This is a genomic window from Mucilaginibacter sp., assembly GCF_039207105.1.
Taxonomy (GTDB): Bacteria; Bacteroidota; Bacteroidia; order Sphingobacteriales; family Sphingobacteriaceae; genus Mucilaginibacter.
Genome location: NZ_JBCECK010000042.1, coordinates 1 through 17,304, shown reverse-complemented (window position 1 = coordinate 17,304; position 17,304 = coordinate 1). Strand labels below are relative to the sequence as shown.

16 protein-coding genes are annotated in these 17,304 nt (G+C 38.9%); 10 read left to right on the top strand and 6 right to left on the bottom strand.

Going from position 1 to position 17,304, the window contains the following annotated elements; translation table 11 throughout:
* Positions 1 to 10 precede the first annotated feature (10 nt).
* On the top strand, positions 11 to 1,771 hold the full coding sequence (locus tag AAGC65_RS10960) for an ABC transporter ATP-binding protein (RefSeq protein ID WP_343112489.1): 1,761 nt from the start codon (positions 11 to 13) through the stop codon (positions 1,769 to 1,771).
* Between the two features lie 96 nt (positions 1,772 to 1,867).
* Positions 1,868 to 2,572 (top strand): NrtR DNA-binding winged helix domain-containing protein, encoded by a 705-nt coding sequence (locus AAGC65_RS10955; protein WP_343112488.1) that lies wholly within the window; start codon positions 1,868 to 1,870, stop codon positions 2,570 to 2,572.
* Positions 2,573 to 2,587: 15 nt separating this feature from the next.
* Here AAGC65_RS10955 and AAGC65_RS10950 read toward each other — a convergent pair whose 3' ends face one another.
* Complete coding sequence (locus tag AAGC65_RS10950; protein WP_343112487.1) at positions 2,588 to 4,726, bottom strand: 7TM diverse intracellular signaling domain-containing protein; 2,139 nt, start codon at positions 4,724 to 4,726, stop codon at positions 2,588 to 2,590.
* Between the two features lie 125 nt (positions 4,727 to 4,851).
* Here AAGC65_RS10950 and AAGC65_RS10945 point away from each other — a divergent pair, with 125 nt between their 5' ends.
* The gene (locus AAGC65_RS10945) at positions 4,852 to 5,301 is read left to right on the top strand and encodes a response regulator (protein WP_343112486.1); all 450 of its coding nucleotides are present in this window, start codon (positions 4,852 to 4,854) and stop codon (positions 5,299 to 5,301) included.
* 288 nt (positions 5,302 to 5,589) lie between these two features.
* Here the strand turns inward: AAGC65_RS10945 and rpoN are convergent, their stop codons facing one another.
* Positions 5,590 to 7,065 carry an RNA polymerase factor sigma-54 gene (gene rpoN, locus AAGC65_RS10940; protein WP_343112485.1) on the bottom strand — a complete coding sequence of 492 codons (1,476 nt, stop codon included), beginning with the start codon at positions 7,063 to 7,065 and terminating at the stop codon, positions 5,590 to 5,592.
* Between the two features lie 214 nt (positions 7,066 to 7,279).
* On the opposite strand from rpoN, the gene mscL reads away from it, so the two are divergent.
* On the top strand, positions 7,280 to 7,690 hold the full coding sequence (mscL, locus tag AAGC65_RS10935) for a large-conductance mechanosensitive channel protein MscL (RefSeq protein ID WP_343112484.1): 411 nt from the start codon (positions 7,280 to 7,282) through the stop codon (positions 7,688 to 7,690).
* A 217-nt stretch (positions 7,691 to 7,907) separates the two neighbouring features.
* Here the strand turns inward: mscL and AAGC65_RS10930 are convergent, their stop codons facing one another.
* Positions 7,908 to 8,645, bottom strand: a complete 738-nt coding sequence (locus tag AAGC65_RS10930; protein ID WP_343112483.1) for a ChaN family lipoprotein — start codon at positions 8,643 to 8,645, stop codon at positions 7,908 to 7,910.
* A 137-nt stretch (positions 8,646 to 8,782) separates the two neighbouring features.
* Between AAGC65_RS10930 and rpmH the strand changes: the two genes are divergently transcribed.
* The 4 genes from rpmH (at position 8,783) to tsaB (ending at position 10,449) form a co-directional block, all read left to right on the top strand.
* Complete coding sequence (rpmH, locus tag AAGC65_RS10925; RefSeq protein ID WP_083878950.1) at positions 8,783 to 8,941, top strand: 50S ribosomal protein L34; 159 nt, start codon at positions 8,783 to 8,785, stop codon at positions 8,939 to 8,941.
* Positions 8,942 to 9,014: 73 nt separating this feature from the next.
* Positions 9,015 to 9,419 carry a ribonuclease P protein component gene (locus tag AAGC65_RS10920; protein ID WP_343112482.1) on the top strand — a complete coding sequence of 135 codons (405 nt, stop codon included), beginning with the start codon at positions 9,015 to 9,017 and terminating at the stop codon, positions 9,417 to 9,419.
* Between the two features lies 1 nt (position 9,420).
* Positions 9,421 to 9,663: a membrane protein insertion efficiency factor YidD gene (yidD, locus tag AAGC65_RS10915; RefSeq protein ID WP_343112481.1), complete on the top strand. Its 243-nt coding sequence runs from the start codon at positions 9,421 to 9,423 to the stop codon at positions 9,661 to 9,663.
* Positions 9,664 to 9,756: 93 nt separating this feature from the next.
* The gene (gene tsaB / locus AAGC65_RS10910) at positions 9,757 to 10,449 is read left to right on the top strand and encodes a tRNA (adenosine(37)-N6)-threonylcarbamoyltransferase complex dimerization subunit type 1 TsaB (protein ID WP_343112480.1); all 693 of its coding nucleotides are present in this window, start codon (positions 9,757 to 9,759) and stop codon (positions 10,447 to 10,449) included.
* Position 10,450: 1 nt separating this feature from the next.
* On the opposite strand, the gene AAGC65_RS10905 is transcribed toward tsaB, so the two are convergent.
* Positions 10,451 to 11,896: a DUF5723 family protein gene (locus AAGC65_RS10905; protein WP_343112479.1), complete on the bottom strand. Its 1,446-nt coding sequence runs from the start codon at positions 11,894 to 11,896 to the stop codon at positions 10,451 to 10,453.
* Positions 11,897 to 12,041: 145 nt separating this feature from the next.
* A complete protein-coding gene (locus AAGC65_RS10900; protein ID WP_343112478.1) occupies positions 12,042 to 13,634 on the bottom strand; it encodes a hypothetical protein in 1,593 nt (530 codons plus the stop codon).
* An 85-nt stretch (positions 13,635 to 13,719) separates the two neighbouring features.
* Between AAGC65_RS10900 and AAGC65_RS10895 the strand changes: the two genes are divergently transcribed.
* Both AAGC65_RS10895 and priA read left to right on the top strand, forming a co-directional pair.
* Positions 13,720 to 14,106: a DUF423 domain-containing protein gene (locus AAGC65_RS10895; protein WP_343112477.1), complete on the top strand. Its 387-nt coding sequence runs from the start codon at positions 13,720 to 13,722 to the stop codon at positions 14,104 to 14,106.
* A gap of 116 nt (positions 14,107 to 14,222) precedes the next feature.
* Positions 14,223 to 16,712 (top strand): primosomal protein N', encoded by a 2,490-nt coding sequence (gene priA / locus AAGC65_RS10890; RefSeq protein ID WP_343112476.1) that lies wholly within the window; start codon positions 14,223 to 14,225, stop codon positions 16,710 to 16,712.
* Positions 16,713 to 16,763: 51 nt separating this feature from the next.
* Here priA and AAGC65_RS10885 read toward each other — a convergent pair whose 3' ends face one another.
* Complete coding sequence (locus AAGC65_RS10885; RefSeq protein WP_343112475.1) at positions 16,764 to 17,177, bottom strand: GxxExxY protein; 414 nt, start codon at positions 17,175 to 17,177, stop codon at positions 16,764 to 16,766.
* Between the last annotated feature and the right edge of the window lie 127 nt (positions 17,178 to 17,304).

The following is a 17,304-nucleotide window of genomic DNA, read 5'->3' as shown; positions in this document are numbered from 1 at the left end:
ATACGCGTCAATGAATTATGATTTGAATAAGCTGGGCCAGGAACAGCAAAAAACATCAACCTTTGGTGGTCTCAGAAAGTTGATACAGTTGATAGCACATGAAAAGCGCACGCTCATCATCGCTTTAGTAGCCATACTGGTCAACTCAACCCTTAACCTGCTTGGGCCGCTTATTATAGGGCACACTATTGATCGGTATGTACAACACAAGGACTTTACCGGGGTATTGCATAACGCGATTCTTTTGCTTTGTATGTTCCTTACGGCGTTGTTTACCAGCAATAAACAAACCAAGCTAATGGGTGGAGTAGGCCAGCGTATGCTGTTTACCCTTCGTAACTCTATATTTAACAAGTTGCAGCAATTACCCGTAGGCTTTTTTAATCAGAACAAGGCGGGGGATTTGATATCGAGAGTAAACAATGATACGGATAAGCTTAATCAGTTTTTTTCTCAATCGTTAATGCAGTTTATTGGCAATATATCAACTATGGTTGGTGCGGGTGTATTTTTAATCCTGATCAACATTGAGCTGGGCGCTGCTACGCTTTCGCCGGCGGTTATTATCCTTATACTCACGTTGGCTTTATCGCCCTGGATCAAAAGGAAAAACGCGCTTAACCTGAAAAGTGTGGGTGGCATGAGTGCCGAGATACAGGAGAGCCTCAATAACTTTAAAGTGATCATCGCCTTTAACCGCCGCGATTATTTCAGGAAACGCTTTGATACCGCTAATAGAGACAATTATAAAACAGCCATTGGCTCGGGTTTGGCTAATAATATATTTGTGCCCGTTTATGGTTTTTTTGCCAGCATAGCGCAGTTGATAGTGCTTACATTCGGTATTTATTTAATAAGTACAGGTCGGTTTTCTTTAGGTTTGCTGGTGAGTTATTTGTCGTACTCTACCTTGTTTTATAACCCTTTAAGACAACTGGCTGCATTGTGGACAAACTTTCAATTGGCTATGGCCGGTTGGGACAGGATATCGCAGATATTATCTTTGGAGACAGATTTGCCGCAACTGCAGGCAGGCATAACCGAGATGGATTGTGCATTGTTGGAATTCAGGAATGTGCATTTTTGTTATACAGAAGACAGGGAGATACTACATAATATCAGCTTTACACTCGAGCGGGGTAAAACCTATGCCCTGGTTGGCCCTACAGGTGGCGGTAAAACAACCACAGCATCATTAATTGCCCGGTTGTATGATCCATCAAAAGGTTTGGTTCTGCTTGATGGTAAGGACATCCGAACTTACAGCGCTGAAGAACGAACTAAAAAAATAGGCTTTATTTTGCAGGAGCCTTTTCTGTTTACCGGAACTGTTAAGGAGAACATTTTGTATGGCAATGACCTTTACTTAAATCACACCAACGAAGAACTGGAGAAGGTAATTATAGATGCCAATTTAGGTAGTCTGCTGGCCATTTTTGAAGCCGGATTGGATACGGAAGTACTATCGAGCGGCGATAGTATAAGCCTGGGGCAAAAGCAACTGATTGCTTTTATGAGAGCCGTATTGCGTAACCCGGAAATACTTATACTTGATGAAGCTACAGCTAATATTGATACCATTACCGAGCAATTATTGAGTGATATATTGAATAAGCTGCCCGATACCACTACAAGAGTTATTATAGCGCACCGCCTAAACACTATTGAAAATGCTGATGAGATATTCTTTGTTAACTCGGGCGAAGTGATCAGGGCCGGTTCACTTCATGATGCTATGGATATGCTGCTACAGGGCAAAAGGGTTAGTTAGATAAGTTTGCAAATTCTGTTTTAAAAATAGTTGTCTGTATAACACTAAATAATTCCATAATTATTTTTACACTTGTAAATAAACTTAACCCCAATTATGCAGAAGTATAGCGGAGAAACGCGCATTTTAGTGGCGACTGATTGTATCATTTTTGGCTTTGATGGCTTTAAAATAAAACTGCTGGTTGTACAACGCGGCCTTGAACCTGAAAAAAATAAATGGAGTTTGATGGGTGGTTTTATACAGCCAACAGAATCGCCGGATGATGCCGCTAACCGGATACTGGAATTACGTACGGGGCTTAAAAATGTATACATGGAGCAGTTTCATGTATTTGGCCGCCCTGATCGTGACCCGGTAGAAAGAACCCTCTCTATAGCATATTTTGCCCTGATTGATATTCATCAATACGAAAAACAATTAAGTGAAGAGTATCATCCCGAATGGTTTTTGCTCAACGAAATGCCTGATCTGATATTTGACCATGCCGAAATGGTAAGGCTTGCTCTGCGCCAGTTACGCTATAAAGCCGCGCTGCACCCGTTATTGTTTCAGTTATTGCCTGAAAAATTTACCATCCCGCAGTTACAAGCCTTATATGAAGGTGTTTATCAAACCAAATTTGATGACCGCAACTTCAGCCGTAAACTGTTATCAACTGGCTTATTGGTAAAACTACCCGAAAAGGATAAGCTATCATCAAAAAAAGGCGCTTTTTATTACAAACTTGATCAATCACATTACGAGGAGAACTTTGAGTCGTTCCTGAACCTGGTACCAAACCCTGAAAAATTCTTTTAAGCCCGGGATAAACTATCAGGTTAAATTTTTGGGGAGCTGTACTATAAAACTGGCGCCATTACCCACTGAAGATATAACTTCGATGCTGCCCTCGTGTTTTTCTATAATGCCAAATACGATAGACAGGCCCAATCCTGTACCCTCACCAATACCTTTGGTTGTAAAAAAAGGTTCAAATATTCGCTGCTTGGTGGCGTCGCTCATACCTATGCCGGTGTCGGTAATTTCGATAGAAATATGATCAGGAAGATCTTTAGTGATGATCATAATGCTTTCAGAAGTGTGTGCTGCCTTTGCCTTAATGGCATAAATACTGTTGTTGATAAGGTTAATAATAAGCTGACTGATCTTGCCCGGATAGCAGTTTAATGGTTGGAGCTTATCAAATACTGGTTTTATTTCGATGTAATAGGGGATGGTGCTGCGTAAAATAAGCAGATTATTCAGGATCGATTTATTGATGTCTTCTGTTTTTAAAACCTGCTCGTCGGTACTGCTAAAGGTGCGCAGGCTGTTAACAATCTCAGCCGTGCGGTTAGCCCCATCTTCAATCCCGTTCAATAAAATGGTTATTTCCTCTTTGATAAAATCAGGATCTACCTTTCTTTTGTATTCATCAAGCTCCTGTAATAAGTCTGGTCTGCCGGGGTTTTTGATAGCCTCATCATATTTATTCAACAGCAGGATCAGCTCATTAAAATCAAGCCGGAGCGGGCTTATATTTGAACTTACAAAATTAATTGGGTTATTAATTTCATGAGCCACACCGGCAGTGAGCTGGCCTAATGAAGCCATTTTTTCATTATTAGCCAATTGTTTTTGTGTGGCCGTAAGATGATCTATTGATACTGACAGGTTTTTATTGGTATTGATCAGCTCATTTGTGCGCTCTTTTACCTTGTTTTCAAGTATGATATTTTGCTCGGTTATTAAACGTTCATTTTCCTGAGCTACACTCAATGCAAAACTTTGCGATTCGTTTTTTAGCTGCCTGTAAAAGTTTATTTTTTCTGCCAATGCCGCCGAAAACAATATCAATTCAAAAAAAGAGCAGTAAACTACAATATCGGCTGTGAAATTATTATAGGGTACATACCCTTTATTGAGCATAACAGAAACAAGTATGCTTAATAAAAAAAATCCCCAGCCCAGCATGAAAAATTTGGCAGGCTTAAAGCCCTTGAAATACAAATAAGCACCAATAACAAGCAGGCTGGTTGCTGTAAAAGACAAACTTGCCGTTATCAATGTATAAGCAATGGCTGCTTTGCCTAACAAAATAGCCGCAAATGCGAAAAAATAGGGTATATATAACAGCAGGTAGTACTTGTGTAATTGTTTTAAATTTTGTTTAACCTGCAAAAACTCACTGATAAAAAGAAGTATGGAAAGCCCGATTGATGCCCTCACTAAGGGAATAACATAATTATTGATAACAGTAATATTGGCAGTAAACAGGTTTCCGCCATATCCTCTTTTTAAAATCTGAGCTAATCCAAAAAAGGTTATATAACAAACGTAGTAAAGATAACTACGGTCGCCTACGATGAAAAAAAGTAAGAGGTTGTACAAAGCCATGATAACAAACACACCTGCCATAACGCCGACGATTATATTTTCAAGATCACGCTTTTTAAAAAATGCCGATGTGCTGTAAACTTTAATAGCTACAGTGGTTGAAGCAATACTTTTAACATGCAAATAGAAGGTGTTAGATGTACCCGATGCAATTGGAATACTTATAAACGTGTTATTCTGAGCAATAGCGTAACCAGGTGAATACTCCGGGGCCAGATGCTTGAGCACTGTGGATTTATGATCAATATAATACAGGTCAAATTGATCAATTATAGCCGAGCCTGCATTGATGATGAGGGAAGAATCTGTAGTATTGTTTTTTAGGCTGAATTTTAACCAGGTTGATGGCTTTGAGTACTGTAAAACAGTTAATTGATGCTGGATACTATGAAATTTGTTACTGTTGAAAACTTGATTTATAGATAAAACATTGCTGCGTGAATCTTCCAGTTCTTTAAAATATTGGTTAGTTAATAAATTGGATTCATGAGTATTTATGGTAAGGGTATCTGTATTATATGCAAAAGCAATAGCACTTTGCCATATTAAACAGGTCATTATTAGTAGGTATTTCATAGTGAAATTGTAATAAGGATATGATGGTTTAATGATAATAAAAATGTGCAGTAAATTAAACTTTGTATAAATTTACTTTTGAAACCAGTTTATATATTTAATAACCGTTACTAAAGTGATTCTTTATGCCAGTAGGAGTGTTGTATGTTGATGACGAGATAAATAATCTGAATAGCTTTAAAGCAGCTTTTAGACGCGATTTTAATATTTATACGGCCAGCAGCGCCGCGGAAGGCCGAAAAATTTTAGATGGTTATGAAGTTGGTGTTATTATTACCGACCAGCGCATGCCGGTAACTACGGGCATTGAATTTCTGGAATCGATTTTAAACATTTACCCAGATACCATCAGGATTTTATTAACCGGATTTTCTGACATTAACGCGGTTATTGATGCCATAAACCGTGGGCAGGTTTATAAATACCTCGTAAAGCCCTGGCAAAATGACGAACTGCGTATCCACATTCAAAATGCCATAGAAATTTACACCCTCCGTAAAGAAAACAAAGAACTCAATTATAAATTACAAATGGCCAACATGGAATTGGAAACCCTGGCTAAAGCATTCAAATAGGTACCAGGCAGTGCCTTGCCTTAGTTGGTAAGTTTCATTATATTAGTTGTAAAGCCAGAAAATAATGCTTGTCGCTCATTTTTAGGTGCCAGATCAGGTATTATTGATGCTGAAACAGATGCGCAGCATGCGTTTTAGCTCCGGCCCCCTAAAAGGGAAGCTTTAGGGGCGCAGGTTATAAAAAATAAAAAAAGTCCTGTTTCATGAAACAGGACTTTTTCTTTAATAAGGTCATTTGCATATCTTAAATCTGCACATCCAAAACTACCCCTTTAGGAGTCTGGGAGACTACAGCTCCCTTCTGAGCCTTGCTACCGGAATGTTCATTTGTTCTCGGTATTTGGCTACGGTGCGGCGGGCGATGTTGTAGCCGGCATCTTTTAAAATATCAGTCAGCTTTTCATCGGCCAGCGGATGGCGTTTGTCTTCCTTACCTATATGCTCTTCCAGAATTTTTTTAACCTCTTTGTTTGATACCTCCTCGCCACTCTCGGTTTGTATAGCTTCAGAGAAAAATGATTTTAGCAGGAAAGTGCCAAACTCAGTTTGCACATATTTAGAGTTGGCTACCCGCGATACGGTTGAAATATCCATGTTTATCCTGTCGGCAATATCTTTCAGAATCATGGGCTTCAGGTTTTTATCATCGCCCGTTAAAAAAAACTCATATTGATATTGCATAATGGCATTCATGGTTTTTAGCAAAGTTTGCTGGCGCTGCTTAATAGCATCGATAAACCATTTGGCCGAGTCGAGCTTTTGTTTTACAAACTGTACGGCTTCCTTTAACTTCTTGTCTCTTTGCGCAGCCTTGTCATAATGCTGAAACATTTCCTGGTATGAGCGGCTTACACGGAGTTCGGGCGCGTTTTTAGAATTTAAAGTAAGTATAAGTGTACCATCATTATTAGTAATGTGAAAATCAGGTATAACTTGTAGCTGCTTGGTGTTTAGTTCGTTGGAATCGCCTGGTTTGGGATTCAGCTTTAATATCTCATTAATAACAGCCCGCAGCTCATCTGAATTCATGTTTAATGATTTTTCAAGCTTGTCATAATGCTTGCGGGTAAACTCGTCCAAATATTGTTCAACAACAATGATGGCTTTAGCGATGATCGGGTCGTTACTATCTTTTTTACGAAGCTGTATCAGCAAGCATTCCTGCAGACTGCGTGCGCCAACACCAGCGGGATCAAAACTTTGGATCACTTTCAGCATATCTTCAACTTCTTCATCCTCAGCCATTACGTTTTGCGAAAAAGCGAGATCGTCGGTTAATGACATGATGGGGCGGCGCAGATAGCCATCATCATCCAGGCTGCCAATTATTTGCTGGCCTATTTTAAAATCCTTATCACTTAACGGCAAAAGATCCAGTTGCAGTTGCAGGCTTTCAAAAAATGAATTCTGTACGGCAATAGGTATTTCTTTACGTTCATCCTCATCATCGCCGTTTTGGTCATAGCGCGATCCGTAGTCGTTTACATTATCTTCCTGCAGGTAATCATCAATATTGAACTCATCCATCTCGCTTTTTTCCTCGTCGTTATTGTAATTGTCTTCGTCGGGGTCACGGTCAGGGTATTGTTCTTCAGGTTCGCTTAAGTTAGTAAGGCTTAAATCTTCAAGTGCGGGATTTTCTTCAAGTTCCTCTTTTATACGCGTATCAAGAGAAACTGTAGGTACCTGCAGCAATTTTATAAATTGTATTTGCTGTGGTGAGAGCTTTTGTAATAGTTTTTGTTGAAGATTCTGTTTAAGCATAATTACGATGTGTTCAAAAATACATCAATTACCATTAACTTTAAAATATCTTATGGCATATGAACAATGCTATTAAATATTAAAAAAATTAATTTGTTTGAAAGTACTGAAATTTTATCAGTTACTTTTTTACAACCTCAGGATATATTAGCTATATTTAGGTAAACCAAAATCTTTTTAATCCGTTACCTTTCAATAAACAAAATCTATCATTATGGCAATAATCAAAGAGTTTAAGGAATTCGCCATGCGCGGCAACGTTGTTGATCTGGCAGTAGGTGTTATCATTGGTGCTGCTTTCGGCAAAATAGTTACTTCGTTAGTGAACGATGTTATCATGCCGCCAATTGGCTATTTAACCGGGGGCATTGATTTTAAAAATCTTAAAATTGTGATAAAGCCGGCTGATGCAGCTAATAAGGTAGCAGAAGTTGCTATTACCTACGGAAACTTTATTAATACTGTGATCGAATTCCTGATCATTGCCTTTTGTATTTTTATGGTTGTTAAAGCAATAAATTCGCTCAAAAAACCAGAAGAGGCTGCACCGGCTGCAGAACCGGCTCCAACCAAGGAAGAAGTTTTATTGACCCAGATACGAGATCTGTTAGCTAAAAAAGCATAACCTGGTGCGTGGAGCGGATTTTGAGAGGTATGGTGAAAAGCTGACCAGGAACCCCGCTCCACGCCACCGGTAACCAATTATTGTTGATCTTCTGTCTTGGTATCGGTTAAAATAACGTAGTCGGCCATTTGTTTGAATTTACTCCAGTCCGGGTTTGTAAAACTATCATCGGCATAAGCTGCTATGGTTAGTATCCTTGCATTGGGGGCGTACTTTTTTAGTTGGGCACTGCTCCCAGTTTTTCTTCACTATGAAAACCACCGTTTAGTTGCAGTATTTTAAACTTAGGATGACTTTTTAAGAATTGCGCTATTGACCATGCCATAGTTGCATCCCAAAGGTTTTGCGATTGATATATCTGCATACCCATGATGGCTTCATGGCCTCCCATTGTTTTTACAAATTTATCATAATAAGCCCCGGTAGCTGTGTCAATGGGTAGGGGAGCTATATAGCTTTTGGCTTGCGCGCTCAATTGTTGCAGACTTGCCAACCCATTGCGGGTTACCATATTGGTATATCGGGTAGGAGCATTTGCGGCTATGACAGGCAGATGGTTAAGTTTGGCCAGTTCAACCAATGGCCGATAATCGGTATAGTTTGGCCAGGCGCGGGCATCGCTGATCAGGTTTTTTTCGCGAATAGCATCACTCAGGTATTCGTTTAGTACCAATTGGCAATCGGTCTGGAACATTTCCATCGAAAGCGCGGCCTGTCCTGCATATTTTTCTGTAAGGCTTTTAAATAACGCGTATTCCAGGTTATGGCCGGTTGAATCATTGTGCTCTTCGCCAAAAAATAACACATCGGCCTGGCTGCTTTTGTCAATAATGTCAGCAATTGATGTCGGCTTTTGTGTTAATGTATTATATATTTTATAATGTTTAACCGGTGCATCCTGCCCGAAAACTATTGATGGTAAGTATATTAGAAACAGGATAGTTAATGATTTCATAATGCCGATTTAAAACACGTAATTTACTCAAGAAACATAGAGTGGCAAATATTAAATTAGTATTTGAAATGTTTTAAAATATTACTACATTTGCGCTCTTGTTTTTAAAACGATCGAAATAGAATAAATATATAGTCATGAAAAGAACTTTCCAGCCTTCTCAAAGAAAAAGAAGAAATAAACACGGTTTCCGTGAGCGTATGTCTACTGCTAACGGTAGAAGAGTATTGGCAGCCAGAAGAGCTAAAGGCAGAAAAAGATTAACAGTTTCTGACGAGGGTCGTCACAAAGCATAATCCTGGTTGCTTGGTCCTGGCATAAGGGACATGGACCGTTTATCTGTTAATGTCCGGTTCAAAAATGGCAACTATGTATACTTTTAAAAAAGAAGAACGGTTATGTAATAAAAGGCTTATTGATAAGCTTTTTCATAACGGCTCTTCTTTTTTATGTTATCCCTTTAAAGCTTCGTGGCTGTACAATCCTGAGCCGCAATCTTACCCTGTACAAGTTTTATTTTCGGTTCCTAAAAGGCGTTATAAACATGCTGTTGACCGTAATTTAATAAAAAGGTGCATGCGCGAATCATACAGATTGCACAAGCAACAAAATCTTTATAATTTACTACAAACAGCCGATAAAAAAATTGTGCTGTCAATAGGGTATATCGGTAAAGAAATTGAACCTTACAGCGTAATTGAAAAAAAAATGCTGAAGCTGCTTGGTCAACTTGCCGGACAATTAACTGCTGTAAGCAATATTCCGGTTAAATAGTATGAATGCTGTGGTCAGGATATTGAAAACGCTTGTGGGAAGCATTTTTATATTGCTGATAAAAATATATCAGTATTTTATCTCGCCGCTTACAGGCGCTTCTTGCCGATATACGCCAACCTGTTCCCAATACGGTGTTGAAGCTATAAAAAAACATGGTGCATTTAAAGGCGGATGGTTAACTTTGAAACGAATTGCCAGCTGTCATCCCTGGGGCGGCCACGGTCATGATCCGGTACCCTGATTTAAGTTCTGAGTCATGAGTTTAGAGTGATAGATCATAAGTATCCAAGCCTCAATACTCATAACTCAAACCTTATAACTCAATACTAAAAAGATGAGTGTTATTTTACAAATTGAAACGGCAACCACGTCCTGTTCAGTAGCGCTGGCTATTGATGGCCATATTTCTACTTCTAAACAAATAAACGAGCGTAACATACATGCCGAAGTGATTACCTTGTTTATTGATGAATTAGTTAAAACGGCAGGTATAACGTATGACGATATAGATGCGGTGGCCGTTAGTAGTGGACCGGGGTCGTATACTGGGTTGCGTATTGGGGTATCTACCGCTAAAGGTTTATGTTTTGCCCTTAACAAGCCGCTAATAGCCATTGAAACACTTGAGGCTATGGCTTATGGAGTTTTAAATGATCAGGATATATTGGTTGATAAGGATACGCTTTTGTGCCCAATGATAGATGCCCGACGCATGGAGGTTTATTGTGCTTTGTTTAACCATGCAGGTTTAAAGGTGCGGGCTACCGCGGCAGACATTATTGACGAACACAGTTTTGACGAGTTTTTAAACGCTCAAAAGATTTTATTTTTTGGTGATGGGGCTGATAAATGCGAAGCCATATTAGGAAGCCATCCTAATGCTCAGTTTTTACCTGGATTTGTTAATTCAGCAACCTATCTTACCCAAAAAGCAGCCGAAAAATTCAATAAAAAAGAATTTGAGGATGTGGCTTATTTTGAACCTTATTACCTGAAAGACTTTATTGCCGGAAAAAAAGCTTTGTAACCTATTTATTAGTTTTAAATAGGCGGCCAAATAAACGGCCAAAAAAGCCTTTTTCGCCCATAGGAATGTAGCTGGCATTCATCGGGTGTTCAATTACGCGCCCAAACTTAAGGGCAAATCCTAAATAAAAGTCGCCGCCGGTATATTTGTCTGACTGGCTTATTTGATTTTCGCTCCCTAAGGCGGCTAATGCAAACTTTCCGGTATTAACCAGTCTGTCTGTTCCTATAAAAAATTCAATGTTGGGCGATTTTACCATAAACTGCGTGCCTACGTTGACAAATTTCATATCATCATAAGTGGCAGTAAGTGTAGCTGTGATGTTTCTGTATTGAAAATGATTTACCAACCCGCCGGTAAAACCAGCAAAAAATAATTCTTTTGAGGCTATAAGCGTAGGGGAGTATTTGAACTGGTTATTATCATCGAGCCAATAGCTTTTGGTAGCACTAAGTTCAGCACGGCCATTTATAGGCGTTGTGAATGATTGCATTATGCCATTGTTCTTCAGCAATCTGTGAACGTGGTTGTAAATAGTATCTTCACGATGTGCTGATGAAATGTCATTTATAGTTTCTGTATTATTAAAATCGTAGATGTTTGACCGTTTGCTCCAGTGAATAAATCCAAGATCTTTAACATTCGCCTGTATAGTTATACGATCATCGGTCTTGTATGAGCCTCCTAAAGTGATAGCTGCACCAGGGTTACGGAAAGTTGGTAAATAATCATGAGCTGTCATTTGCCCGGGGATATAACTATCGTAATAGCGTCCCTGCAGGTAAATATCGGCTGCGGGGTTGTTGGGAATATCCCTGTTGAAACTAAGAGCAGATTGATTGATATCAATTTTTTGATATTGTATACCCAGCAGTGCACTCAATTTAAAACCTATAGCAACCTTATTGTTTATCCGTTCGCGATACGAAAAACTCAACTGGTGATATGCCTGGTAAGAATAATGATCATTAAATACATTATCATAATTGTTAAAAGGAAATTTTGACACCCCGTTTAAAATAGCCAATGATTCGTCTGAAAAATAGCCTCGGCTTTCGGCCTTGGTTTGAGCTGAAAATCCCATCTCCACATCACCATTTAAACTGGTGAATGCTTTAAACATGATGGAGTAGGCATTAACATTTGCATTGAAATGGTTATACTTCTTCTGCCCAATTTGTAGTTTACTGGTGTTGTAAAGAGCATTTTCAGAGAATAGCCGGGTTTTAATGCCCTGTTGCATATTGCCTGTTAAATAGCTATTAATATCAAAGTTAGGAACCAGGAAATTAAATGCGTATTGCCTGCTTGAGTCTGGTATAAATGATCTTTGAGATGGATTTTCAAAAGAGTCAAAAAGTGTATTCGTGTTATATTGTGAAAACTGCTGAGCAGATACCGATAAAGAGAAGCATAGGAAGCAAAAAATGATTAAAATTTTATTCATATAATATTTTAGCGAGCCTGCCCACTTTTGGTGATTGCCTTAAAGGTAAGTTTCAAAATCGGTTATCAGTAAAAATATTGTAAATTCCAATAATTGCTTTTAACGTAATTACCAGGATATAGTTTGTGAAATGCTTAATTAAACTTTACTTTTTTACAGTCGTGCTATCTATAGTATTAAGCCTCATGCAGAAATTGGTATAAAAGTTTTTATCTGAAGCGGTAAACTGATATGCCGCTGCATAATAGCTTTTCCAACTGGGTACCTGGTTTTCATATGCATTAAAAAAAGTGTCTTTCAGATCTCTTTTTAATATTGATTGGGAATTTTTAAAGTTGATGAAAAAAGCAACATTACTTCTTTCGGCCAGCAGATCATCAAACTGGTTGTACTGGTCTATCTTACTTATGAACTTGCGGTTGTAATAAGTATCTGAATAACTTTTTAATTCTGATGCTGTTGTAGCCAAAATAAGATAATTATCAACAATCATAAAATAAGGCTTCCTGAAAATACTGAAAGCATCGCCCAATAAATAAAACGGAAGTTTGTCGTAATTGAACTGTCCTATGTTATCATTTGTCATGGTGCTGATATTCATCATGATTGGTAACAGCTTTGAGCCATCCTTAACCGAAACAATGGCATACTTTTCCTGGTAACGGGTAGTAACTACAGCAAATTCATTAGCCAGCAAGTGCTCAAATTCGGATTTTAAAAACAACCCGGTTTCGGCTTTTATTTTAGTGAATAACTGATTCTTCTCATTGCCAATACCTGCATTGATGTGCCACTGGGACAGGTCTGCTGAAAATTTTTGAGGGTCAGAAACAGCAAAGTTGATACTATAAGCAGTAGTTGCCGGAAAAATATCTTTTAAATGATTGGCCACCGGTTGCTGAGCCGCAAATAAATTCAGATAACCGGTAGTGTGGTTATGTTGTATAGTAGTAAAACCATTGAACATGAGCGCATCATTTTTATAGTTTAAACTTAAAGCGGCCAAAGCGGGGAGTAGTTTAAAGCTTTTAAAAATGTCGGTATTTTTGTTTTTGAACAGCTGATCAAACAGGGGTTGCAGTTGGGCGTAATTGATATATAAATTGGCCAGCGAATTTGCATTTTGTTGTTCGGGCAGAGGTACAAAAACATTCGGGTTCTTATCGTCGCGGTATAATATACTTTGGTCAATAAGCTCTTTGGAAAAGCTGCCGGTCAAAATATTATGATCTTTTTTAATGATGTAAAAATGCTTGTTAATGCTTTTAACAAATACGTTATATTCTAACCCAACTGTATTTTGTACGGGCGTTATAGTTAAGCCGCTATTCGGTAGCTTATTTAATTTGGTAAAATCATCAATCTTAAAATCGTTTGTAGCGGGAATAGTTATGAGTAAGTTAACGTCATCACTGTTTGATGGATGTACAGATATAAATATATTTTGGCCCTCAAAAAATTGATCAAGCTGGGAGGCTGCCAGCAATAACCTGCGCACGGTATCCATTGCGGCAAGCTTTTCTTTACCGGCAACGGCGGTTAGGAGTGTGCTGCCTTTAAAAATATCATAAAAGCCTTTCTCGTTATTAAATTCAAATACCGCAGCCGCATTGCCGGGGATAGATCGCATTACCTGACTGGTACGTACTCCCGGCGGAGTTAAATTTTTAAAATAAACAACCGTTATTGTTATAGCTGCGGCAAGCAAAATTAAGGTAGTAACTATCAGTCGTTTCATAGCTGGTTGCTTTACAAAGATAGAATTTTACCCTGCGGCATTAAAGTAATACTTTCAATTGGTTAACTTAGCTTTTTATATCTGCATGAACAAACAAATAATTATCACAGCATCGGTTTTAGGCATGCTGGCCGTAATAACCGGTGCGTTTGGCGCACATGGTTTAAAAGCCGTATTAACCCCAAGTCAGCTCGAAGTATGGCACACCGCTGTACAGTATAACTTTTACCACGTATTTGCTTTGCTATTCCTATCAACCTTTGCAAGGTTTAAAAATAAATTAATAGCCGCTTCCTACTACTTTTTTACTATTGGTATCGTGTTTTTTTCAGGTTCACTATACCTGTTATCGTGCCGTAGTATATTAGGCTGGAACTGGCTTATAGCACTGGGGCCAATTACCCCATTAGGAGGTTTACTGTTTATTTTAGGCTGGTTTACGCTGGCACTTGCCGCCTTTCGGAATAAGTAATTTTGATTTGGGACTTCGGAATTTCGATTTCGGATTTTTGAAGTTTAAGATTTAGAATTTAGTTTTTAGAATTTCCATTAGGATTTAGCATTTAGTTTTTAGAATTTATTTCATCCATGTTAGAGTTTGCTGAAATTGAACATGCCGATCGTAAAACGCTTTTTGCTGAAGTGATTTTGCCGCTCGCGATTTCAAAAAACTACACTTATCGCGTTCCCTACGAGCAAAATGAAGCCATAGCCATAGGTAAAAGGGTGGTTGTGCAATTTGGTAAAAGCAAATTGTATACAGCTATTGTTAAGGAGATCAGTTCGCTGGCGCCCGAAAAATATGAAGCTAAATATATAATCGAAATTCTGGACGATCGCCCTGTTGTAACGCTGCAGCAACTGCATTTTTGGCAATGGCTGGCCGATTATTATATGTGCAACATTGGCGAGGTGATGAACGCGGCCCTTCCTGCTGCTTTGAAACTGGCCAGCGAGGCCAGGATTGTGCTGAATAAGGATTATGATATTGACCGCTCAACCCTGCACGATAAAGAGTTTCTGATTGTAGAGGCGCTGGATATACAACCCGAGCTAACAGTAAGCGATATTGCCAAGCTGCTGGGCCAAAAAACGGTTATGCCTATCCTGAAATTGATGTTTGAAAAAAACATCATCCATATATCTGAAGAGGTAAGCGAGCGTTATAAACCCCGCAAGCGCACTTTTATTTCGCTTAACCCGGTTTATAATAATCCTGAAAACTTGCGGGAGCTTTTCCCGATATTGGAAAAACGGGCACCCAAACAAGCCGATGCGTTGCTTGCTTATATTAAACTGGCCCGTCATCAGAAAGCCGTCACCAAAAATGAATTAATTGAGGAGAGTGGCGCGGGCGAATCAAGCATCAAATCATTAATAGAAAAAGAGATCCTTATTGCTGAGGAAAAAAATGTGAGCCGTCTGCATTTTGAGGAGGAAGAAGATTTTAACAGCAATTTTGAATTAAGTGAACAGCAAACGGAAGCACTTCAAAGTATCCGTAAGCAGTTTCAGGAAAAAGATGTGGTATTGCTGCATGGTGTAACCTCATCCGGGAAAACGCAGCTGTATATTCGCCTCATTGAAGAAATGATGCGTAATGACAGGCAGGTGCTTTACCTGTTGCCTGAAATAGCCCTTACCACTCATATTATTGAAAGACTGCGCATGTATTTCGGTTCCGATATCGGGGTTTACCATTCGCGTTTTAATGATAATGAACGGGTAGAGGTTTGGCAAAAGGTATTAAACAATGATTATAAGGTAATATTAGGTGCACGATCATCCGTGTTTTTGCCCTTTAATGATCTGGGGCTTATTGTAGTTGATGAAGAGCATGAAACATCCTATAAGCAATTTGACCCGGCACCTCGATACAATGCCCGTGATGCTGCTATCTTTTTAGCCAACACGCACCAGGGTAAGGTATTATTGGGTTCGGCTACGCCATCTTTTGAAAGTTTTTATAATGCCCGTAATGGTAAATATGGCTTTGCTGAACTTACGGAGCGTTATGGAGGCGTACAGTTGCCCGAAGTGCAGGTTGTAAGTATAAGTCATGAAACCAAACAAAAAACCATACAATCGCACTTTACCAGTGTGCTGATGGAAGGCATTAACCAGGCGTTGGTTAATAAAGAACAGGTGATCCTGTTTCAGAACCGCAGGGGCTATGCACCGGTACTGATGTGCAAAATATGCGCTTACACGCCTAAATGTATTAATTGTGACGTAAGCCTTACATATCATAAAAGTAGTGGCAAGCTGCATTGTCACTACTGCGGTTATAAAGAGGACTCACCCTCTATTTGTCCGGCTTGCGGATCAACCCATTTAGAATATAAAGGCTTTGGCACCGAGAAAATTGAGGATGAGCTGAGTTTATTATTGCCCGAAGCCCGCATTACCCGTATGGATCTGGATACCACACGCGCCCGGAACTCGCTGCAAACCATGTTGAACAACCTGGAAGAAAAAAAGATAGATATACTGGTGGGAACCCAAATGGTAGCCAAAGGGCTCGATTTTGCTGATGTCACGCTCATTGGTATTATCAATGCTGATAGTATGCTGAAGTTTCCGGATTACCGGGCTAATGAACGCAGTTTCCAGATGTTAGCCCAGGTGAGCGGCAGGGCAGGCCGCCGGGGCAAACAGGGCAAGGTAGTGATACAAACGTATGACCCTAATCATCGGGTTATTAAACAGGTAATTAATAACGATTACAATGATCTGTATTTTACCGAAATGGAAGAGCGGAAAAGTTTTAAGTATCCGCCGTTTTACCGTATCATTAACCTGGACATTAAACATAAAGATCCCGAAGTTTTATACAATCAGGCTAATTATCTGGCTAACGAATTGCGCCGCCATTTTGGCGAAAGGGTGATCGGCCCGGAGTCGCCGCTGATTAGTCGCATCCGTAATTATTATATTAAATCAATCATGCTCAAATTTGAGAAGGATGGAATCTCCATTGTAAAGGCCAAAGCTATTCTTCGCGATATAATAGTCGAATTTCAGACCACTAAATTAAGTAAGGGCAGTATTATACAGCCTGATGTTGATCCTTATTAGACACGATTTTAGGATTAAGAAAGATTTACAGGATTTGAATTGAGGTTGATTTTAAGATTTGTTAGTTTGTACATTAATTAACCTCTTATTATACATTCGTTTAAACTCAAGGCTTAATCCTCCGAAATTTATTAATAACCCGTCTGACAAGTTATAAGCTTCTAAATAATTAATGGCTTGAGCTTTATGTAATTCATTTATTGTTTCAACAGCCTTTAATTCCAGCATAACACATTCTTCCACAAAGAAATCAACTCTGCGATTACCCATTAACTCGTTTCGGTAAAATATTGGTATTTCTTTTTCCCTTTCAAATTTTAGCCCTGCCAGTTTCATCTCTAACGCCAGTGATCTTTGATAAATAATTTCCTGAAATCCACTCCCTAATGTATTGTGAACTTGCATGGCGCAACCAATAATTTTATGTGTTATTGTATTGACCTCATTTGGAGATTTTAAAGACATAGGTTAAAAGCGATAGTTTTAGATTAATGAAGTGATATAGACGTATTAAAGTTAGAGATATTTATTTAGAACAACTGAAAATATACCAATCAGACAAAATCTTTAAAATCCTTCTTAATCCTTAAAT

Excerpts from the sequence above, each read along its gene's own strand:
- mscL (WP_343112484.1), top strand. The coding sequence starts at position 7,280 with ATGGCAATAATCAAAGAGTTTAAGGAATTCGCCATGCGCGGCAACGTT.
- priA (WP_343112476.1), top strand. The coding sequence starts at position 14,223 with ATGTTAGAGTTTGCTGAAATTGAACATGCCGATCGTAAAACGCTTTTT.
- AAGC65_RS10885 (WP_343112475.1), bottom strand. The coding sequence starts at position 17,177 with ATGTCTTTAAAATCTCCAAATGAGGTCAATACAATAACACATAAAATT.
- rpmH (WP_083878950.1), top strand. The coding sequence starts at position 8,783 with ATGAAAAGAACTTTCCAGCCTTCTCAAAGAAAAAGAAGAAATAAACAC.
- AAGC65_RS10920 (WP_343112482.1), top strand. The coding sequence starts at position 9,015 with ATGTATACTTTTAAAAAAGAAGAACGGTTATGTAATAAAAGGCTTATT.
- yidD (WP_343112481.1), top strand. The coding sequence starts at position 9,421 with ATGAATGCTGTGGTCAGGATATTGAAAACGCTTGTGGGAAGCATTTTT.
- AAGC65_RS10900 (WP_343112478.1), bottom strand. The coding sequence starts at position 13,634 with ATGAAACGACTGATAGTTACTACCTTAATTTTGCTTGCCGCAGCTATA.
- AAGC65_RS10905 (WP_343112479.1), bottom strand. The coding sequence starts at position 11,896 with ATGAATAAAATTTTAATCATTTTTTGCTTCCTATGCTTCTCTTTATCG.
- AAGC65_RS10960 (WP_343112489.1), top strand. The coding sequence starts at position 11 with ATGAATTATGATTTGAATAAGCTGGGCCAGGAACAGCAAAAAACATCA.
- AAGC65_RS10930 (WP_343112483.1), bottom strand. The coding sequence starts at position 8,645 with ATGAAATCATTAACTATCCTGTTTCTAATATACTTACCATCAATAGTT.
- tsaB (WP_343112480.1), top strand. The coding sequence starts at position 9,757 with ATGAGTGTTATTTTACAAATTGAAACGGCAACCACGTCCTGTTCAGTA.
- AAGC65_RS10895 (WP_343112477.1), top strand. The coding sequence starts at position 13,720 with ATGAACAAACAAATAATTATCACAGCATCGGTTTTAGGCATGCTGGCC.
- AAGC65_RS10955 (WP_343112488.1), top strand. The coding sequence starts at position 1,868 with ATGCAGAAGTATAGCGGAGAAACGCGCATTTTAGTGGCGACTGATTGT.
- rpoN (WP_343112485.1), bottom strand. The coding sequence starts at position 7,065 with ATGCTTAAACAGAATCTTCAACAAAAACTATTACAAAAGCTCTCACCA.
- AAGC65_RS10945 (WP_343112486.1), top strand. The coding sequence starts at position 4,852 with ATGCCAGTAGGAGTGTTGTATGTTGATGACGAGATAAATAATCTGAAT.
- AAGC65_RS10950 (WP_343112487.1), bottom strand. The coding sequence starts at position 4,726 with ATGAAATACCTACTAATAATGACCTGTTTAATATGGCAAAGTGCTATT.